The following is a 19,321-nucleotide window of genomic DNA, read 5'->3' as shown; positions in this document are numbered from 1 at the left end:
GCCGCCGTGGGACAGGCGGTGCGCGATCGTGGGACATGGGGGAAACCCGCTGACACAGCCGGGGCCTTCCCCTTTTCTCAGCCCACGATCACGGTCACGATGACCGTCCCGCGTCATCCGCGCGCCTCCGGCGTGTCCGAAACGGAATGGGGGACCGGCCAGGCAGGGTTCCCGACGCAAAGTACAAGGGGCGAGCAGCCCCACAGGTCGGAAGATCGGAAGAGGGGCGAAGGCTGGATGGACGAACCGGACTGGCGGCGCTTCATCGCCGCCTACCACCAGGCGCACCCCGGTATCACCGAGCAGTTGTTCGCTCTGGCCGATGCTTCCCCCTACGCCTGGCTGGCCGAACCGCTGCGCGGTGTCGAGGGCACGGTCCTCGATCTTGCCTGCGGCTCGGCACCCACCCGCGACGAACTCACCGACGCCGACTGGGTCGGGATCGACCTGTCGACGGCAGAACTCGCCGAAGCAGCCCGCCGGGGCCGCGGACCACTCGTCCGCGCCGGTGCGGACGCGCTCCCGGCCGCCTCCGCGAGCGCCGGCGCGGTCTGCGCGGCCATGTGCCTGCCAGTCGTCACCCCCCTGCCGCAGGTCCTCGGGGAGATCCGGCGCGTACTGCGGCCCGGCGGGACGCTCGCGGCGCTGGTGCCCTCCCAGTCCGGGCTCTCCCCATCCGGCATGCTCGGCTGGCTGCGGGTAATGGCAGCCCTGCGCGCCCTACGCCAGCCGTGGCCCAACCCGCAGGCCCGCGACGGGCTGCCCGCCGCGCTGCGCACGGCGGGTTTCCGCGTCCGCACGGACGAGCGACGCGTCTTCACTCTCGCCATCGACTCGGCCGACGCGGCGGCCCTGCTGGCCGACGCCCTGTATCTGCCCGATCTGACACCCAAGCGCTCCCAGACCGCCAAGCGATCCCTGGCACGGTGGGCGGCCCCGGGGCGACGCCTGGAGCTGCCACTGCGCCGCGTGGTGGCCGAACTTGCCGCCGAACCACCATCACAGGAGCCGCTATGAATCACCAGACAACCCCCTCCTGCGCCATCGAGCCCACGCCGCCCGACACCGGCCCGAGCTTCGATGCCGGCCCGGACGGGGTGGCGCCGAGGCCGGCGCGCGCGGCGTGGATACGGCTGGCCGTCCTCGTGGTCCTGCTGCTCGCGCTCGGGGCCTGGGTGGCAATGGGAGGCGGGGACCTGCTGCGCGAGGTGCGCCAGTGGGTCGACTCGCTCGGCATATGGGGGCCGGTCGTCTTCTCTGTCTGCTACGCCTTGGCCGTGACGGCGCTACTGCCCGGCTCTGTACTGACCGCCTCCGCGGGGGCGCTGTTCGGGCTGCCGCTGGGGGTGGCGGCCGTGCTCGTGGGAGCGACGGCGGGTGCGGCCCTGTCGTTCGGCCTCGCCCGCTGGCTGGGGCGTCCGGTCGTAGCCCGCTATGCCGGGTCGGGGCGGCTGGCCCGGCTGGACGCCTACCTGACACGCCGCGGGTTCGCGGCCGTGCTGCTCGTGCGGCTGGTGCCGCTGTTCCCCTTCTCGGTGATCAACTACGGGGCGGGGGTGGCCGGTGTCCGCTTCTCCGCCTATGTGACGGCCACGGCCCTGGGCATCATCCCAGGCACGGTCGTCTACACCGGGCTCGGCGGTTCCCTGGACGACCCTGGCTCCCCCGGGCTGTGGATCGCGCTGAGTGCTCTGCTGGTGCTGAGCGCGGGCGGCTGGTGGGCGGCACGGCTGGTCCGCTCCCGCAGCGTCGAGGCCGACGCGGCTGCCGGTAGCCGTTGACGACCCGGGGGACGCCGTCGGCGAACGTCCCGTGAGGGAGGAAGCCCGTGCTGATGTTGGAGGAAGCCCGCCGCGCCTCGGAGCGCCCGACGGCATCAGCCCTGCACACCGGTGGTTGATCGCCGCTGACCTGAGACCCGTCCGGGTCACGGCACAGCGGAGGGGGAATGGCAACCGCCGCACAGCGGGTTCCCGTCGCGGCCCCGGCGAACCACCGGCCGGGAGCACGAGAGATCATTCATCAGGGAGAGACATGGCGACGATTGACGTATCCCCGGGGCAGCAGACGCCCCTTTCGTCCGTGGCGGAATCGGTCAGGGACTACTACGGAAAGGTTCTCGCCTCCTCCGCGGACCTGAAGACCTCGGCCTGCTGCACGGACACGGCACCGCCGCCCCACATCGCGGCGGCTCTCGCGCAGGTGCACGACGAGGTCATGGAGCGTTTCTACGGCTGCGGTTCGCCCATCCCGCCCGGACTTGACGGGGCCACTGTGCTCGACCTGGGCTGCGGCAGCGGGCGGGACGTCTACGTGTTGTCCCAACTGGTCGGGCCAACCGGCCGGGTGATCGGCGTCGATATGACCGAGGAACAGCTGGCCGTGGCGCGTCGCCATCAGGACTGGCACGCCGAACGGTTCGGCTACGCCAACACCGACTTCCACCACGGCTACATCGAAGACCTGGCCACGGCCGGCATCCCGGACGCCTCCGTGGACGTGGTGGTCTCCAACTGCGTCCTGAACCTGTCGCCGGACAAGCCGCGCGTCTTCTCCGAGATCTTCCGCGTCCTCAAGCCCGGCGGCGAGCTGTACTTCTCCGACATCTTCGCCGACCGCCGCCTGCCCACCCCCCTCCTCGACGATCCCGTCCTCGTCGGCGAATGCCTCGCCGGGGCCCTGTACACCGAGGACTTCCGGCGCATCCTGGACCGTGCCGGCTGCCCGGACGCCCGCACCGTCACCGCCTCTCCGGTGGAGATCAGCGACCCGGACATCGAGCGGAAGATCGGCTTTGCCGCCTTCACCTCCCGCACCGTCCGCGCCTTCAAGCTCCCCCTGGAGGACCGCTGCGAGGACTACGGCCAGGTCGCCGTCTACCGCGGCACCGTCGCCGAGCAACCGCACGCCTTCGACCTCGACGACCACCACCGCTTCCCCACCGGAAAGCCGATGCTCGTCTGCGGCAACACCGCCGACATGCTCGCCGCCACCCGCTACGCGCCCCACTTCACCGTCACAGGCGACAAGAGCCACCACTTCGGCCTGTTCCCCTGCGATCCCGTGAACGGGGCAGCCGTACCGGCCACGGGCGCACCGTCGGGCTGCTGCTGACCGGCACGCCGGGATACCAGGACGCCCGGCCGCCAGGGTTCGCGCGGGATCAGTGAGGCTCGGTGTCCTTCAACGGCGGGGCCGGTCCCGGCCCGGCGGCGTGGTGAGGCGATCAGCGAAGCGCCGTACCCGGGCCGACGCGAGAGACGGGGGGGTCCGCCGGGGATGGTCCCGGAGGGACGCCTTGACCAGCCGCAGCAGTTGCAGACTGCCGCTGCACCCCCAGCAGCAGGCGACGTGGGCGGCCACCCGCACGCGGTGCGCACCGGTGAGCTGCCCGTCGACGTACGCTTCCACGTCACCGCGCAGCCGCACATGCCGCATTTTCTCCCGGCACTCGGCCCACACTCGCCCCGGCCCGGGAACGCGCTGCCATTTCATACAGCGGAAACCCGTCCTGCCGCGCGCGGCATTCCAGCCCCCGCACAAGCTCCTCACCTCGCCACTGACCACAGTGGCGCCCGGGGCCGGGAAGCAGAAGGATGAAGAGGATGGAATGCGGGTCCGGGGAAAAGGGGTTTCCACCGTGTGGAAGACGAAGTGACAGCGCCGCCTGACCCCGCGGACCCTCGAGGTCAGGCGTTCGCCGCCTATGTGCTGCCGGAGGTGGAGGTACTGCTGCGGGTGGCGATGACGCTGACCGCGCAGCCGGCGGACGCCGAGGACCTCGTGCAGGACACCCTTCTGCGCGCCTACCGGGCCGTGGACCGCTTCGACGGGAAACACCCGCGCGCATGGCTGCTGACGATCATGCGGCGGGCCGAGATCAACCGCCACCGCCGCCGCCGTCCCCACCTCCTGGACGACCCGGACACCGATCTGGACCGGCTCAGCACCACGGGCCCCAGCGGGTCGGCGGAAGAGATCGTGGTGGGTGAGGCGTTCGATGAGGTGGTGGACGAGGCCCTGTGCGCGCTGCCGGACAAGCACCGGCAGGTGGTGCAGCTGGTGGACATCGACGGCCTCACCTACGCCGAGGCCGCCCACCTGCTGGACGTGCCCGAAGGCACCGTGATGAGCCGGCTGCACCGGGCACGCAAACGGATACGGGCACGGCTGGCCACGGCCGGACTGGCACCGAAACGAGGTGTGATGTGAAGAGGCGTCCATGGTGGCGACGTGCAGCGGCCGAGCGCCGAATGAACTGCATGCAAGTCGCCCGCGTGCTCCAGTCCTACCTCGACGGCGAAACCGACGAGATCACCGCGCGCCGGGTCTCGGCACACCTGGAGGACTGCCGCCGCTGCGGCCTGGAGGCGTCCGTCTACCAGGAGATCCACAACGCGCTGGCCCGCCGCACGGGGCCCGACAGCCAAGCGGTGGAGCGCTTGCAGGCGTTCGGCGCATCGCTCCTGAGCGATCAGCCGGCCGGAGACGATGACGCGGAACACGGCACGACGCCTCCGACAGGTGCCTAGCGATCTCTCCAAGAGGAGAGGCTTCTCAGCGGCCCCCACAAGAACAGAACGGCATTGCTTACGGAACGCTTCCCAACACGGCGTGGATCGTTCCCAGCGGAGAGCTGGAACACGTCACGGGCCGAGGACGGGACCGGGTGTCGAGGCGCTGTAGCAGTAGCTGCGCCTCGTCGAGCAGGGCCTGGCCGCGTGCCGTTGGGGCGACCGGCCGTCTGCGGTGGTTGAAGATCGCGAAGCCCGCGGCCGTCTCCAGCTTCTTCAGACGCCCGTTGAGGGAGGTTCGGGGGATGCCGAGCGTGAGTGCCGCCGCGCGGCGCGTGCGAAAACCGGGAAGCAGCAGGGCCGTCCGTAGTTCTTCCAGTGCGCCCGCACGCGTGCTGATTCGTTCCATGTCCGGCGACAGTGGCACGCCGAGGCTGGCGAAGGGGCTCGGCTGCCACGCTGGAGGCGCACTGTGGCCTGGCGGATGGCGGGGGATGCCCCACGCGTCGAGAAGTTGGGAGACGTTCGAGTCGGGGGCGGCCAGCTCGCGAGCGATGTCGGCCACCGTTCTGCCCTTGTCGTGGTACTCGGTGCGCAGCCAGACCGGATCGACCGACCGTCTCAGTTCGCCCGCTGCGCGACGGGGCCGCAGCGGGATGTTGGCCTGCTTGAGCGCGGTCTTGACGATCCCGGGGGTGCATCCGGCGAGTTGGGCGATCTGCCGCTGTTGCAGGCCCTGCCGCTGGTAGAGATCCCGCAGCCGGTCGGGTACCAGGTAGCCCTGGTGCGGTGGACGGGGGTAGTTGCCCTTGTTGTGCGGGCGGGTCTGCGCGCTCAGGCGGCGGTTTTCCATCAGCAGGCGCAGTTGGTGCACCGTGAGACCGAGGGTGTGGGCGACGTCGCGGGCGGTGGAGTGGGGGGTCAGCAGGGCGCGGATGCGCTCGGTGGGGGTGGTGACGGGCGGTTGGGGCAGAGCGATGTTGTCGAGCCAGTGTGGCGGCGGCTCCCAGGTCACCGGCTCGTCGGTGATGTGGTGGGCGGCGAGGTTGCGGTGCGCCTGCTCGTCGAGGAAGGCGAGGATCTCCGGGTGCGTCCGGTAGGTGAAGCGGTGTGTCCAGGCGGGTGCGTGGTTGCCGGGCTGCGGGTCGGCCCCGAGCAGGAGCCGCCGCAGCTGCCAGCGCAGCCGGTAGAGGTGGACTTGTTGGAATTGCCGGGTGCCCAGGCTCTTGCAGAGGCGCCAGTGGGCGTTCTCGTCGAGGAGCAGCGTGGTCGCCTCGTTGGCGAACAGGGCTCGGCGGCGTGCGTAGTCGATCGGCACCTCGTGCGTGTCGAGCACGCGTGTGTAGTGGGTCAGCGTGCTGCAGATGTGATCGGCGTCGACGAAGGCCAGCAGGGCCTCCAGGTTGCTGCGGAAGTGCGGATTGCCCATGATCCGGGCGCCCTGGCGGTGTCCGGCCGGGCCGCCGGGAACGAGCATGAGGCTTGCGCAGGCGCGTCGCAGGCCGGCGATCCTCGGCTGGTGCGGGCTCTTGGGCGGCAGCAGCCGCAGCGTCCAGGACGGCCAGAGCATGCCGGGCGTCTTGGACGCCCGCACCCTGATGTCGGCCTCGCTCAGGGAGGGCACGGCGGGCTCGGCGGTCGCTGTGCCGTAGCGCAGCCGGGCCTTGAGCGTGAGCTGGCTGTCGGACGCGGCAAGGATGCGGTTGATCACGCGGGGGCCTGCGGACTTCCAGTTGGTCAAGTACCGCGTGGGGTGTTCGCGCAGCTCACCCATTTCGCGGTCCGGCGCGAGGCAGATCCACGCGAACACGTCCTCGTGCAGCGGATGCCGGGGATCGGTGGCGATGGCGGCCAGGGTGGTCCCGATGGCAACGTTGCGCGCGTCGTGGATCTCCATCGCCGCGGCGCCGGCGAGAAGCTCGCCGCCGCAGGCCGTGATGATGTCGCGTGCGAGGGGTGGCACGACGTCGGGCCGGGCGCCGATGTTGCGTAGCGCTCGTCGTCCCAGGTGCGACAGTTCCCCGGCCCGTTCGCGCGCCGCAGCACTGCGATGCTCCGCGATGACGTGCGCGTTGACGCCAGCTTGCGAGAGCAGGACCGCACCACCTTCGGCGAGAGAGACGGCGGGGGCCTCGGTCAGGGGGTAGCCGCAGCGGGTGCCGCGGCCGTCGCGCTCGGTCAGGGAACGGCAGGCTTGTGGCCGGGACAGCATGCGGTGGTTACCGCCACTGAGTACGGGCGGGTGCTTGCCGCAGCGTGGGCACCGTTCGAGGAGCAGGAGCCGGTGGCGAATGCAGGCGAAGGCCCAGCCCAGGCGCCAGTGCACCTGCCACCGGCCCCCGTTGCCGGCCAGGCAGGCGGGGCAGTAGCGCGAGGTGGTCCCGTAGAACCGCCAGTGGGCGGGCGCTCTCAGCCGGCGGGTCGGCCCGGTGATCCGCACGAGGGAACCGCCGAACGCCTCCAGTGTCATCGCCCTCAGCTGCTCGGCCCCGACGCCGGTGCGCCGCTCCAGCAGCTCCAGCTCGCCCTCGGTCAAGCGCCGGACCATCCTGCGCACGGATGCGTGCGGGAGCCCCAGGTAGTCGGCGAAGTCCACGGTGTGCGTGCGCAGGCGGTGCGCGTACCGCTCAAGCCAGCTGTCCAGGGCCTCCCCAAGGGAGGGCGCTACCCCGATGGGGATGCGCTCGTCACTCCAGCCCGTCATGCCGACTTCCTCCGGCGTCGTGGATCCTGGGTCGGCCGCGTGGTCTTGAGACCGGCCTTGATCTCGGCCTCCAGTTCCTTGCGAGCCTCCTCGGCCGCGGCGTCGTTCTTCACCTGGTTCATCAGCTCCTCGTCCAGGCGCTCGTTCCCACCTCGGATCGCGCGCAGACAGCCCCGGTTGACCAGCGACATCAGCGACGCGAAATGCCCGGTGGAACGGGCGAAGAGGTAGTCCGAGAGGTCCTCGGCGAGCATGCCGGGGTACTTCTCGGCCAGGACGAGCTTCTGCTCGATCGTCTTGAGCAGCTGGCGCCACTGCAGGCGGCCCTCGTCGTCATCGACCTGGAAGGGCATCAACGTCAGCGCCGTGGTGCGGCGCCCGAACTGCGCGAGCGGGCTCTCCCTCGGCGAGAAGCCCTCATGGAGGATGCCGCGCTCCTGGACGCCGACGCCCACGTAGATCAGGGTGACGGGGAAGACGTTGGAGAGGTACTTGAGCTGGTTGGCCATGCGGACCGCGTTCGACGTCGAGCCGGCCAGGAAATGGATGTCGTCGATAACCATGGCGACGGTCTTCATCGACAAGACCGCGTCCACGGCCCGCTCGGCCAGCGTGTCCGCGTCCCCCTTGACGGGCAGCCCGTAGAACCGGCAGATCGCCGCGTTCAGGCCGCGGATCTGCGTGTTGCCGCTGAGCGCGATGTACATGACCGGCACCCGCCGGGCACCATCCGGCGTGGTGTCTCCGCGCAGGTTGACCTGCCGTTTGAACAGATCGCAGCCGTACGCGCGCACCGCCGTGCTCTTGCCGAGTCCTGGGTGGGCGTCCACCAGGGCTGCCGGTTTGGTCTTGTTGCCGTCCTGCCGGTTCGACTCGATGATCTCGCGCAGGTCCGCATGGAGCGCGAGCAGCTGCGGAGTGTCGATGGGGCCGATGTTGGCGTGCCAGACCTCCCGGTTGTCGTTGTGTACCGAGAGCGCCCGCGGTGAAAGCTTGGCGAGCTGGGCCCGGCTCAACTGCTCGGGCCGGATCCGGTCGGGTCCGTAGACTTCCTGCAGCCATCCGGGCAGCCGGGTCGGGCTGTACTGGCGGTCGTCGCCTTCGAACGGCTCGGCGTCCGCGGCACCGCCCGCCGTGCTCAACGGCTCTCCCAGACGTCGGCGTAGTAGGCGTCCTCGTCGATCGCGGCGCCGTTCTCCTCGCCCGGGAAGACGGCCTCCAGCTCATCGTCCTCGTCATCATCCCCGCCCGGCACCTCGTCCACCCCTTCGACGACCCGCAGGTCCGGATCCTCCGTCTCGCTCCGATCGGCCCCCGGCCCGCCGGCGGCTGCCACTTTCCGCAGGGCCGGGAGGGAGGCGACGACGTCGGTGCCGGCTGGCGCTTCGTCTTCTCCGACCATGCGCAGCCGCTCCTGGGACAGCCGCACCGCCATCCGCCGCTCGGTGCGGTCCGCAGCCAGTCCAGCACCCCATCGTTCGAGGAGTTCGACCAGTGCTCGCTTCGTGTCCGGGAAGCGGTGGGCCGCTTTGGCGAGCCGACGGGCATAGACCAGCGCCTCCCGGCTGACCGGGCCCCTGAGTGCGGGGGCGTGCTCCCAGTCGAGCGTGTGCCAGGTCCGCTGCTTCGGGTCCTGGAAGTACGCCTTGGTGACGTCGCCGCGGTCCAGTGCGATCGGCCACTTGCCCGCATCCACTCCACGATACGGACTGGGCTGATTGCGGTAGTCGTTCAGCGCGTCGCCGTTGTAGCGCAGTCCTTCGAGCTCGACGCCGTAGTGATGGATGGGTACACGTTCCTCCTCCAGGAACTCCAGGGCCAGATTCGGGCGGGCCGGAATCCTCAGCGGGCCGGCGCGGGTCACGCCGTGCTCGAACATGTCGAGCGGGCTCAGCTTCAGCCCCGGGACCTCAGGGATGCACAGTCCGCGGTGGTGGCGCCTGTGATAGATCCGGGCGATCCACTCGCGGATGATCGCTTCGAGTTCGTCGATGAAGAAGAACGCCTCGTCCTCGACCTTCTCGCCGCGGCTGTGCACATCCGAGCCCTTGTAACCCGGCAGCGCGGCCAGCAGCCCCTGATTCAGAGTGCGGAACCAGCGCTCGATAGGCTTATCGGTCGGCGTCTTCGGGCGGGCCGGTTGCAGCGAGATGTCCAGCTTCGCGCAGACGCTCTCGATGTGGTTCGACAGATAGACCTTGCCGTGGTCGAAGATGATCGTCTCGGCCGCGACCGTCGGCAGCAGTGGCTGACCGTCCCGGTCGACCAGCTTGTCCGCTTCAACCACGACCGTGGAGGGAACACCGCAATACGGCAGCGGCTCGCCCCCGTCCTGCGGCACCTCGCGGGGACGGACCGTCTCGTACAACACCCCTGCCACGTCCGTCGACTTCGTCGAGACGGGGGTCAGCCGCAGGCCCGTGATGCACCGGCTGTAGAGGTCCATCGCAACGGTCAGTTCGCAGCGCACCCACTGACAGGTCACCGGTTCCATCGCGAATACGTCCAGGCAGTTGGTATCCAGCACCACGAACTCGCCCGGCCGGGTCGCCCGCAGCCTGCCAGACGTCCCCTTCGGGGCATCCGCGATCGACCGCTTCCCCTTCGTGCTGCCCTCGAAAGCGTTCGTGCCCTTGGCCAGTGCCCGCAGCAGTTCGTAGCCCGTCGTACGGGCCGGAAGCGGAACAGCGCCCTTCCCGTATTCCCTGACCAGGCGTTCCTCGATCTCGATCAGGATCAGATTCCGCACCGGCCTGGAGGCCCTCTCGTGCCCCTTCAGCACCGACCTGGCGATCTCCAGCCACCGATCGTCAGCCCGGTCCAACACGCTCGCCTTGGGCCGTTCGCGTACCAGACCGACCGGACCGGAGCGCTCCACTGCCCTTACCCAGTTCCGGATCGTGCTCTCGGCGACTCCGAGCTCCGCCGCCTTAGCGGCGTACCGGCGCATCTTGGGCGTACCGGGCGCGTAATCTGGCTGCGGCTCGCCCGGAAGAGCCAGTGCCTCGCTGCCGAGCTGGTAGCCGGTCCTGACCTCCTGGACGTGGCGGTACCGCCGCGTCAGCTCTTCATCCTCCCCGTCGCCAAGACCGCCCAGGACAGCCGCAGCCGCCGGTTCCTCTTGCGGAACCGGGACCAGGATCTCGGTAGTGGGATGAGCCAGCAGCACGGAGATGTCCACCTGCCGCCACTGCGGAACGCCCATGACTGCGGCCGTCGGGCGGAGGAGAACCCGACGGCCTTCGATCTCGGCAACCGTGAACTGCTCACCATCGAAGCTGATCGGCAGCCCCGGCCGCAGCGGCGTCGTCCACGTGGTCACGTGCACCTCCGCAGCACGGACTCACCAGACAGCGGGCGGGACAGGTCCGTGGTCAGCCGACCGGCCCACAACAGCACCATGAAAGGCGGTCTCGCCTCCTGGGACGGCCGGTCGCCCGCCAGGCGACGTTCCGCCAGGGCCAGTTCCTCACCGTCGACGACCTGCTGCCATGCCTGCTCCACCTCGGCCTCGGGCACCACGCCGGGGCGCCGGTAACCGGCCAGGAATCGCACGTTCTCCAGCAGCGCCCGGCCCGCCCCGGACCAGATCTCGTAGTCCCAGCCGTGCTGCTGAAATAGTTCACCCGGCCATGCCAGGGCCTCCACGATCTTCGGGTCCTTCAGGCGGCCCGCCGGCTTGACGTTGACCACCCGCACGGTCCCAGAGCGCATGAGCAGCAGGAAGTCCGGTACGTGGTGCCGCACCCGGGCGCCGACCCGAGCCGTTAACCGACACGGCTGAGCGAAGATCCCCCGGACTTCGGGGTCGAAGTCCGCCAGCAATAACCGCGCCAGCTCCAGTCGGCTCTCGTAGACCACATGCCCGCCCGTCGTGGCAGACGAGTACTTGCCCGAATGGTGGGGCATCCCGTGTACCGACCGGACGCCCCGCCATGGCTTCGACTCGTTGAAGTCCGCCAATCTCATCTGCCGGATCGGCACCTCACGTACGGGCGCGTCTTTGTACCGGATCGACACGGTTGGAACCTTGCATGTACGGCGGGTACTGCCCGCGCTCCGGACTGCCATGCTTGAAACCGTACGGAGGGCAGACTGCGAGTACTGGACGAAGACCGGAAGCGCCCCAACAGAGATCGCTACTGAACGTAGTGGTTGTCAATCAGATCGCGGATTTGCTAATCCGTTGCTAACGAACTGCCGTCACTGCTAGCGCAGTTGCGGATCCTAGAGCCTCACGATTGCGAAGGACGGCGCGCAGGCTGCGGCCGTAGTGCCAGGCGTGCTCTCTGGCCGACGCTTCCAGCTGGTCGTATCCGAGCTGGGCTGTCATCTGGCCTGCATGCTGCCGATATCTGTATACGGGAACAGGCAGCAGGATCCCGGGAGCGAGCGTGCAGACGCCGACGGCAGCGCAATAGTCTTCGCCTTGCACGAGACCGCCCATCGGGGCGGCGCGTACGAGGTCGGTGCGCGCGAGGATCGTGGTCGGCCCGATCGGGATGGTGTCGGCCGGAGACTTCCAGTACGTCCATACGTCGCCGGCCTCGTGGCGGCCGGGCGGCGTGGGGCAGCGCCACAGGGCGGTCGAGCCGTCGGCGTGGACGTCCTCGCTCCATCCCGCGCACCAGCCCACCCCGGTCGATTCCAGAGTGTTCAGTCGCACGACCATGGCATCGTCGGCGAACTCGTCGTCGTCATCCGCCCAGTTCACATACTTGGTACGGACTAGGCCGAGACCCAAGTTCCGCGCACAAGCGGCGCCCACGGGACGGTCCAGGGCGAGGACGCGGACTCGCGGGTCGGCTGCGAGCGGGGCCGGCAGGCGGTCAGGATCGGCACCATCGACGGCGATCACCGCCTCCCAGGGGGCGGCCTGGCGGGTGAGGCTGGCGTGCATGGCGGTCAGGTAGTCCAGCCGGTCCTCGCGCAGGCGGGTGGCGATGACGACCGTGATCAGGGGCGTGGTCAGGACAGTCTCCGGGAAGTGTGGGCAGAGGGGTCAGCGGCGGGCGGCGGTGCGGGGCTGTGCGGGCGCTGGGGCGGGAGCGCTGCGTGCTGGCCGTAGGGCGGGTGCGGACTCGGTGATCGGTGTGGTGGCGGGCGGGGGCCAGTGGCCTGGGTGGTCGCTGAATGCCAGGCACGGATCGGTGTCCCAGCCGACGACGGGACCGGCCTTGCTGCTGAGGATGTTGATCACTTCGATGCCGTGCCGGTGCAGGAGGTAGCCCCACTGCATGTCCTGCTCGTCGGCGGTGTCTTCGGTGACCGTCATGCGCACCGGCGGGGATCCGTCCGGGGTGATCAGGTGGTCCAGCGTGCGGCTGGGCCACTGCTCGCCGCCGGTCAGCGCGGTGATGAGGGCGGGCGGCGCGCCGTCGAGGAGGTCGGTGCCCAGCTCGTCCCAGCCGACGGCGACATCGTCGATGAGGTGACGGGACATCGCCTCCAGATCACGCCCGAAGGTGTGCTGGTAGGCGGCCAAGAGCAGGGGGAGGTGGTGGCTGGGCGTCCCGTCGAGGTGGACGTAAATGCCGCTGTAGCCGGTGTCGGTGGGGCGGGCGATGAAGGAACGCGTGGACAGGGAGGTCTCCAGGTCGCGTTACGGATCCCGGTGTTTGGGGTGGTCAGTGCGACGGCCCCCGCGGGGGAGCTTGGCTGGGCGGCGACGGGGGCAGTCCGAGAACACCTGGGGCCTGAGGCGGAGTTGGGTTCTTCGCCGTCGGCGCGGGGTCGTACTCGGCCCGCAGCGCCTCCAGGTCGGCATGGTCCGCCATGGCCAGTACGGACAGGCTGCGGCTGGCCGCTTCCCGAAGCAGCTTGGGCGGCGAGCCCTTGGCCGCCGCGTGGTACTGGCCACGCCAGTGGGCGGCAGCTACGAGGTAGTCACTCACCGCACGGAGCGCCGGTTCGGCTGCGTCCAAGAGGCGGCTGGTGACGGCGTGCGCCTCGGCGGGTGTCTCGGCCGCGGCGAGAGCGGCGATGTAGGGCGCGGGGTCCGGGCCGGGCAGCGGTGCGTCCGGCAGCTGGTGCTCGGCCAGGAAGCGCGTGGCGTCGCGCCGCGCCCACCGTAGGAGGTCGGCGCGGGTGGCGATGCCGGAGTGGGCGGCGGCGATCTGCTCCGCGTCGCGGCCGGCGTTGTCGTACAGCTCGAAATCAGGATGGGTCAACGACATTCCTCGGTGCAGGCGTGGCCTACGCGCGGCCGGACGGCCCGGCGGCGGCCGGTGTGCCGGAGGCGTTGGTGCGGGCGCACGTGTAGCCGATCAACCGGGACGGGGCGGCCGTCGCCGGGACGGTCGCGGCGTCGTTGCACACGAACGTGTACTGGATGGAGCTGCGCGGCACGTCATGGAGCCAGGCCCGGTCTTCCTTGCCAGGGGTGATCTGCAGACCTGCGTGGGCGACGGCGTCGGTCTGGGTGTGCGTGTGGGAGAACAGGATCAGGGCGCCGCCGTCGGTGGTTTTGAGCGCGTAGGCGTCGGTGTAGCGGTTGGGGGCCCCGGCGAAGACGCTGGTGCCGAGGTTTCCGTACTGGGTGCCGGTCTTGTCGTGGACCTTGATCTGCTTCTTGCTCGCCTCGGTCGGCGCGAACACCTTCGTCCCGGTGTTCGTGCCACCGGTGGCGAAGTTGTCGAGGACCGCGGCCCGCAGCACGTCCGGGCCGGCGGCGAGCTGCTGGTTGCCGTTGGCGGAGACGGCGGTGGCGTAGCCGGCCTGGTCGAGGGCGACGTCCGGCAGCGTGTGGTCTTCGAGGTCGACGACGGAGACCAGTTCCCAGCGCTGGTTCGCGGGCCGTTCGGTGAACACCACCAGGCGGGAGGGGGCGGTTCCCTTCTGGCCCGCGAGTGCGGCGGCGAACCAGCGGTCCTGCCCGGGTGCCAGGCGCGGGATGTACAGCTTGGCGCTCGCGGTGTCGTACGACCATGGCGTGTACGGCTTGCGGTCGGCTGCGGGCATGCCCTCGGCCTCGGTGTAGTCCGACAGGGACATGGCATACAGCGGGCCGTCCTCGACGGTGCCGAGCAGGGCGCGGTCACGCGACGCGTTGGCCACGTTGTTGATCTTTGAGTAGTGGGTGATGACGTCCCGGGCCTGAGCGGAGCTGAGGGCCGGCGCCGGCTTCGGCGCAGTGCTGGCGCTGGTACTGGGATTGTGCTCGGGGGTGCCGTTGTCGGCGGAGCAGCCGGTCATGACCAGGGCGAGGCAGGCGGCGCCGGCGATCAGTGGCAGGGTGCGGCGGGCGATGCGGATGGGGCTCTCCAGAGTCTGTTGGGATGGGGTCAGTGCGTGCGGGTGGGGGCGGGCGCGACGGGCCGGGGCGCGACGGGTGCCGCCGAGGGCGCATGGAGGCTGTGTGGTCCCCTGCTCGTCGGGGTGAGTTGTCCCGCGTCGAGAAGGAGCTGGCGGGCCGCCTCGTGCAGGTGGCGGTGGGCACTGTTGAGGCGGCCGTCGACTGCGGAGCGCGAGACCTGCTGGTCACGGGCGCGCTCTGGCGAGCGAGGAAGGCTGGCGACGTGGTGCAGGTCCCCGACGTGGGCGACGGCTGCGCTGAGGTTGGCCAAGGCGCGTCCGAGGGTGCCCACGGCGCGCGTCAGCGCGGTGACCCTGCGCGGGGTGGCGTCGTTCGCGCCGGTAGGACCGCTCGTTTCACGGTCGGCGAAGGCGGCGGCACTGGTGACGTGGACGATCAGCCCGGCGATGTCACGGACCCGGTCGTCTAGTTCGTCGAGGTTGTCACTGACGCAGTGCCTCGCGTCGGTGAGGGGCACGTCATCGGCCGCTTGGTGGATGCGCTCGGCCAGGCCACGCAGTTGGCTCACGGCGTCGATGTCAGAAAGCAGCGGAACTCCGTGGGGAACGCGTGCGGACGGATCAACGCTGGGGCGCGCGGGCGACCTGCGGTGAAGCCGGCGGAAGACCGGGGCTGGTGGTCGGCGCGGCACGTCGCAGGTTCACCCCGATGCCCTGAGCCGTGAGCAGCCGGGCCACGGCCTGCACCCGCAGGGCGCGACCGGTTTCGCCATATGCACTGGGCAGGAGGAACGCGGCCTGGTGCGGCTGGTACTGGAAGCCTTGGGCGTACAAAGTGTTCCGGGCCTGTTCGGGCACGGTCGCGTACGGTGCGCCCAGGGCTCCGTCGTCGTACAACGTCAAGGTCAGGACCTGGGCGACCTGCGGCGGTGCGGACCGGTGCGGCGGGTCGGGCTGGAATGCCGCGTAGTCGAACACCTCGTCCAGAGCCTGCTCGTAGCGGGGCAGCACCCGCCGTGCAACGTGGGCCGCCGCCCGCGCGGGATCGTTGGGGACGGCGATGCCGTTCGGCTCCTCGACGCCGACGAAGTGGTGGGGCTTGACGCCGTCCTCATCGGGTTCGAGCGGAGCGACGACAAACTGGTGCCGGTAGCGGGGCCGGTCGGCGACGTACAGCCGCTGGCCTCCGGGGCCGTGCAGGACGGCGTCGTGTGCGATGACGTACTGGCTGACGATGTAGGCGACGTGGCCGTTGTCCCAGAGCTGCTCGCTCAGGGGGAACTGGTCCTCGTACCGTACGTGGCGCTGGTATTGGCTGGTCCAGGAGCCGGGCAGGCGGGTGGCCAGGGCAGTGGCGAACTCGGACAGGTCGGATCGGGCTGGGGTCATGGATTCCTGAGGGAAGAGGTTGCCAGAGGCGGCGGCATCAGCGGCTGCGCTGGGGCGGTGCCGGCCGCCCGGCCGGCGGGGGGAGAGGCGGCGTGCCCAGCGGGGCCGCTGAAGGCCGGGGCGGCGGAGGGGGCGGGCTCAGTGCCCGCATCCGGTCCTCGGCCACGTGCAGAACCTCCCCGAGATTGCGGATCTCGGAAGCGGCGTCGGCGAGGTCGTACGACAGGTCGAAACCGTCATCGTGCTCGGCTTCCTTGGCCTTCTCACCGGCCGCTTCGAAGAACTCGCCGAGCCGCTCCAGAAGTCCGTTGATCGGATCCAGGACCTGGTGCAGCAGCGCGGCGGCCTCCGCGTGCGACGCGGCTCCGTTGAGCCGGTCGGTGAGCGCGAGGAGAGCGTCGCCATAGACGTAACCGGCGACGTCGCCTGTGGCATCGACGGCAGGCTCGGGTGCCCCGGGCTGCGAAGCCGGGGGCACCCGCAGGCTTGTATCCGACCCGTCAGGCAGCGGCAGCAGGCCGAGCTGGGCGAGCCGCTGGTCGATCGCCTCGATCACAGGTGTGGCGCTGCCGCCGTGCCGGGCCTCAGGCCGCTCAGGGACACCGGGGTCGGTCGACGGGGACGAATCGTAGAGCACTTCGAACAGCTCAGAGTGATCCTGGTGTTGGCGGGTCACGACCCACCCTTCCGGGTCTCCCGGCGGTCGCTCGGAGGGGGGTTCCTGCGGTGGGCCGATGATGAGGCAGCTGTCGTCAGGGAGCGAGACCCGCACGATGTACGCGCTGAGACCGAACTCGATGTCGCACTGGAGCCCGCGCTGCCGCAGCGGTGTGGTGATGTGCGTGTGGCGGCGCCACAGCTCCTGCCACCAGGCGGTATCCGCGTTGCGGTGGTCGGGCAGCGGTGCGAGTGAGCCTGCGTCAAAGGGCTGGCGGCGGGCGTCAGCGTGGAAGGCGTCCGGGGTGTTTTTGCTGTCAGCGACCACGGCTTCTCCTGCGCGAGGCGGGTGCGGGGAGAAGCGGCGAGATTGGACGTGCGGGGTGGGGCTTCGGATCCGGTCGGGGCGTGTAGTCGAGTTCGTACGCGTCGTAGGTGTCGATCAGGTCGTGTTCCATCTGGGCTTCGCGATCGGCGACCTGTGCCATGAGCTCGTCGTGGTCGACTTGGCACCGTTGGAATTCGGCCCAGTCGGCGTCGGTGAAATGGGCGGGGCGGTTCAGAGGACTCCTTGGAATGGGACGCGGGCTAGAGACGGTGTGTGCTCGGCTTGGGCGGCAGCGGCAGCGGCACCGGGCTTTCCGGCCGGGACAGCGTAGGGAAGAAGCGGTGGATGTCGAGATGTATGTCGAGGTCCTTGACCGCGTCGCGCAGCGATTCCGCCGTGCGCCGTAGGTAGGCGCGCGCCGTGGCGTGGTCGATGACCATGCGGTTTTCCGCATACTGCCGGTCTGTCGGGCCGGAGGACCGGGGAAGCGAGAGGGCGGTCTCCGCGGTCTCGGCGAAGTGCGCTACCGCGTGGCTCGACATGGTGGCCGCTGTCGCGAGGTGGGCGAGTACGGCGCTGCCGGCACGGTTGGTGCTGTGCGCGGTCCGGGTGAATTCGGCCGTCAGCTGCAGGACTTCGTGGGAGATAGCCTGCGCGTCCGCGGCATGCTGGATCAGCACGGCGTAGGACGGGGACGCCGGTACGTGACCGGTGTCATCCAGGAGCTGCCATTGCTGGGCTGCGTCGCGGAATTTTGCCTTCACGCCGTCCAGGGCGCTGATGAGGCGGAGGGTGTCGCCGCGCGGTATCAGTTCTCGTCGGGGATCGGGATTCATGAGTCCTTTGCTCTTGCTTCAACCCCATGGGGTTCGGTGGCCGCGAGCACGGTGCGGTGACCTGTAGGGGCAGACCGGCGAGCGGTCGCGCGAGGGGTACCCAAGCCCTATGGGGCTTCGAGGAGCCCGTGCGGGCTACGGCTCATCGAAGGCGAGGTCGTCGAGGGTGCCCTGCTGGTAGTGGAAGACGTTCTCTTCGAGCTGGGCGAGACGCTCGCAGGTGGGGTTCTCGCGGAAGGCGACGTCCGGTCGAGGGCATACTGCTGCTTTTCTGCCTCTGCGGCGATGACGCGGACGGTATTTCGGGAGGAGACGCTCGCCCATTGGGTTGTGTCGGTGGGAGTGGCATCCTTCATCCACACCCAGATGCCCCGGCCGAGCCGGAAAATGCTCTTCGGGTGGTACAGCCCGCCGGTCTTGCGATGGCGGCGTGGGCTGCGCCGCTCAGCGAAGTCGCGCGCAACCGACTGAGTGGCTTTGTACATGGCCCCGTCGTACAGCTCCGGGACCTGACGAATCCGCCCGTCCAGAGCGGCGTGGAATTCTGCCAAGTTGATGCGGCCGTTGGCGTCGGTGACCTCTTCGGCGGCTTCGAGTGCGAGTTTTCGCAGTACTGCGTCGAAATCGTTGCTCACGGAAGGTCACGCTCCTTCCATACGGCTGCCATCTCGGCCACTGCCGTGGCAGCATGCGCGATGACCTCGCGGGTCACAGCGCGTCCGGGCGTGGCGAACTCGGGGTCGTACAGGGCGAAGGTCTGGCTGCCCCGGACCTGGGCGAGGGAGGGCAGGACCTCGCACAGGAGCTGGGTAGCGACCCGGCGCTGGCGAATCTCCTCGTCGACACGCTCGGTGCGCTCTGCCAACGCGCCGGCCAGCGTCAGGGAACCCTCGACGACCCGGTTGGCCAGTTCGGGATCATCCTTCCGTAGGCGGGCGAGCTGGACGTCGGCGGAGTTGGCTGTGGCCTTGTTGTCCTGGGCGACGGAGTACGCCTCGTTGAGTCCCGTGGCGCCGCTGATCACCGGGTCCACGAGGTCAGGCGCGTGCAGCAGTACGGTGTTTGCCTTGCCGACGGTGCCCAGCGAGACCCCGAGCCGTTCACTGAGTGAACGCGAGGTGTGTTCACTCGGTGAACGCCCGCTCTGTTCACTCAGTGAACAGGCTTTCGCGGTGATCATGGCGATCTGGCCCTTGGTCAGATTGCGTCGGTGGATGTTCACGGACAAGGCGTAGCCGACAGGGTCGTCGCCTTCGTACGTGGTGAAGGAGGCTTCGACACCGAGAATTTCGCACGCCTTCAGGCGGCTGCGTCCGTCGAGGACCTGGCCGCTGCGATCGAGGACCACGGGGTGCAGCAGCCCATGTTCCTTGATGTTGTCGGCGAGGGCGTTGAGGTCTTCATCGTTGAGCGCGGGGAAGAGCACGATCGTTGGATGGAACTGTATGGCGGTCTCCTGGTGCGTTGGGCGGGGGTGATGCGGACGGTGGGTCCGACGGGGCGGATGGACTGTGTCTCTATGACCGTGTGTTCCAGTGCGTTCTTGGGGACTGTCTGACCTGGCAGGGCAGGCCAAGGGGGGTTCACTCGGTGGGGTGAATATTTCGCTGTTCCGTCGGGATTCCTGACGTTCAGTCGG

At 69.6% G+C, this 19,321-nt stretch carries 20 protein-coding genes; 5 read left to right on the top strand and 15 right to left on the bottom strand.

The genetic code is table 11. The features are described 5' to 3' along the window. The first annotated feature begins 237 nt into the window (after positions 1-237). The 3 genes from G3I60_RS35645 (at position 238) to G3I60_RS35635 (ending at position 3,114) form a co-directional block, all read left to right on the top strand. Positions 238-1,017 carry a class I SAM-dependent methyltransferase gene (locus G3I60_RS35645; protein WP_164608193.1) on the top strand — a complete coding sequence of 260 codons (780 nt, stop codon included), beginning with the start codon at positions 238-240 and terminating at the stop codon, positions 1,015-1,017. Further along, positions 1,014-1,781 carry a TVP38/TMEM64 family protein gene (locus G3I60_RS35640; protein ID WP_239070669.1) on the top strand — a complete coding sequence of 256 codons (768 nt, stop codon included), beginning with the start codon at positions 1,014-1,016 and terminating at the stop codon, positions 1,779-1,781. The genes G3I60_RS35645 and G3I60_RS35640 overlap by 4 nt, the downstream gene beginning before the upstream one ends. A gap of 253 nt (positions 1,782-2,034) precedes the next feature. Further along, the gene (locus G3I60_RS35635) at positions 2,035-3,114 is read left to right on the top strand and encodes a methyltransferase domain-containing protein (protein WP_164608191.1); all 1,080 of its coding nucleotides are present in this window, start codon (positions 2,035-2,037) and stop codon (positions 3,112-3,114) included. Between the two features lie 69 nt (positions 3,115-3,183). On the opposite strand, the gene G3I60_RS35630 is transcribed toward G3I60_RS35635, so the two are convergent. Then, positions 3,184-3,438, bottom strand: a complete 255-nt coding sequence (locus G3I60_RS35630; RefSeq protein WP_239070666.1) for a zf-HC2 domain-containing protein — start codon at positions 3,436-3,438, stop codon at positions 3,184-3,186. 216 nt (positions 3,439-3,654) lie between these two features. Between G3I60_RS35630 and G3I60_RS35625 the strand changes: the two genes are divergently transcribed. After that, positions 3,655-4,212, top strand: coding sequence for an RNA polymerase sigma factor (locus G3I60_RS35625; protein ID WP_164608186.1), 558 nt, complete (start codon positions 3,655-3,657; stop codon positions 4,210-4,212). Between the two features lie 50 nt (positions 4,213-4,262). Then, a complete protein-coding gene (locus G3I60_RS35620) occupies positions 4,263-4,532 on the top strand; it encodes an anti-sigma factor (RefSeq protein WP_239070664.1) in 270 nt (89 codons plus the stop codon). 58 nt (positions 4,533-4,590) lie between these two features. On the opposite strand, the gene G3I60_RS35615 is transcribed toward G3I60_RS35620, so the two are convergent. From G3I60_RS35615 to G3I60_RS35550, 14 genes are all read right to left on the bottom strand, one after another. Beyond that, positions 4,591-7,218 carry a TniQ family protein gene (locus tag G3I60_RS35615; protein ID WP_164608181.1) on the bottom strand — a complete coding sequence of 876 codons (2,628 nt, stop codon included), beginning with the start codon at positions 7,216-7,218 and terminating at the stop codon, positions 4,591-4,593. Continuing rightward, on the bottom strand, positions 7,215-8,360 hold the full coding sequence (locus tag G3I60_RS35610; RefSeq protein WP_164608179.1) for an AAA family ATPase: 1,146 nt from the start codon (positions 8,358-8,360) through the stop codon (positions 7,215-7,217). Before G3I60_RS35610 ends, G3I60_RS35615 begins: the two co-directional genes overlap by 4 nt. Then, a complete protein-coding gene (locus tag G3I60_RS35605) occupies positions 8,357-10,540 on the bottom strand; it encodes a DDE-type integrase/transposase/recombinase (protein ID WP_164608177.1) in 2,184 nt (727 codons plus the stop codon). The genes G3I60_RS35610 and G3I60_RS35605 overlap by 4 nt, the downstream gene beginning before the upstream one ends. Further along, positions 10,537-11,187, bottom strand: a complete 651-nt coding sequence (locus tag G3I60_RS35600) for a TnsA-like heteromeric transposase endonuclease subunit (RefSeq protein WP_239070680.1) — start codon at positions 11,185-11,187, stop codon at positions 10,537-10,539. The genes G3I60_RS35605 and G3I60_RS35600 overlap by 4 nt, the downstream gene beginning before the upstream one ends. Positions 11,188-11,407: 220 nt before the next feature. Beyond that, the gene (locus tag G3I60_RS35595; protein WP_164608257.1) at positions 11,408-12,178 is read right to left on the bottom strand and encodes a glycosyltransferase family 2 protein; all 771 of its coding nucleotides are present in this window, start codon (positions 12,176-12,178) and stop codon (positions 11,408-11,410) included. Positions 12,179-12,220: 42 nt separating this feature from the next. Then, on the bottom strand, positions 12,221-12,751 hold the full coding sequence (locus G3I60_RS35590) for a hypothetical protein (protein WP_269288286.1): 531 nt from the start codon (positions 12,749-12,751) through the stop codon (positions 12,221-12,223). A 94-nt stretch (positions 12,752-12,845) separates the two neighbouring features. Then, positions 12,846-13,394 carry a hypothetical protein gene (locus G3I60_RS45930; RefSeq protein WP_239070659.1) on the bottom strand — a complete coding sequence of 183 codons (549 nt, stop codon included), beginning with the start codon at positions 13,392-13,394 and terminating at the stop codon, positions 12,846-12,848. Between the two features lie 19 nt (positions 13,395-13,413). Further along, a complete protein-coding gene (locus G3I60_RS35580; RefSeq protein WP_239070657.1) occupies positions 13,414-14,412 on the bottom strand; it encodes a hypothetical protein in 999 nt (332 codons plus the stop codon). Positions 14,413-14,501: 89 nt separating this feature from the next. After that, the gene (locus tag G3I60_RS35575) at positions 14,502-15,041 is read right to left on the bottom strand and encodes a hypothetical protein (RefSeq protein ID WP_164608173.1); all 540 of its coding nucleotides are present in this window, start codon (positions 15,039-15,041) and stop codon (positions 14,502-14,504) included. Between the two features lie 52 nt (positions 15,042-15,093). After that, entirely contained in the window at positions 15,094-15,861 is a 768-nt protein-coding gene (locus G3I60_RS35570; RefSeq protein WP_164608171.1) for a hypothetical protein, read from the bottom strand. A 37-nt stretch (positions 15,862-15,898) separates the two neighbouring features. After that, complete coding sequence (locus G3I60_RS35565; RefSeq protein WP_331284110.1) at positions 15,899-16,846, bottom strand: hypothetical protein; 948 nt, start codon at positions 16,844-16,846, stop codon at positions 15,899-15,901. Between the two features lie 260 nt (positions 16,847-17,106). Beyond that, entirely contained in the window at positions 17,107-17,682 is a 576-nt protein-coding gene (locus tag G3I60_RS35560) for a hypothetical protein (RefSeq protein ID WP_164608168.1), read from the bottom strand. A 107-nt stretch (positions 17,683-17,789) separates the two neighbouring features. Further along, complete coding sequence (locus G3I60_RS35555; protein WP_239070655.1) at positions 17,790-18,317, bottom strand: hypothetical protein; 528 nt, start codon at positions 18,315-18,317, stop codon at positions 17,790-17,792. Continuing rightward, positions 18,314-19,108: a ParB N-terminal domain-containing protein gene (locus tag G3I60_RS35550; protein ID WP_164608166.1), complete on the bottom strand. Its 795-nt coding sequence runs from the start codon at positions 19,106-19,108 to the stop codon at positions 18,314-18,316. The genes G3I60_RS35555 and G3I60_RS35550 overlap by 4 nt, the downstream gene beginning before the upstream one ends. Positions 19,109-19,321: the final 213 nt, after the last annotated feature.

This window comes from Streptomyces sp. SID13666 (assembly GCF_010548325.1).
Classification (GTDB): Bacteria; Actinomycetota; Actinomycetes; order Streptomycetales; family Streptomycetaceae; genus Actinacidiphila; species Actinacidiphila fildesensis.
Note: the sequence above shows the minus strand (reverse complement) of the source record. Positions and strands in the feature narration are given on the sequence as shown.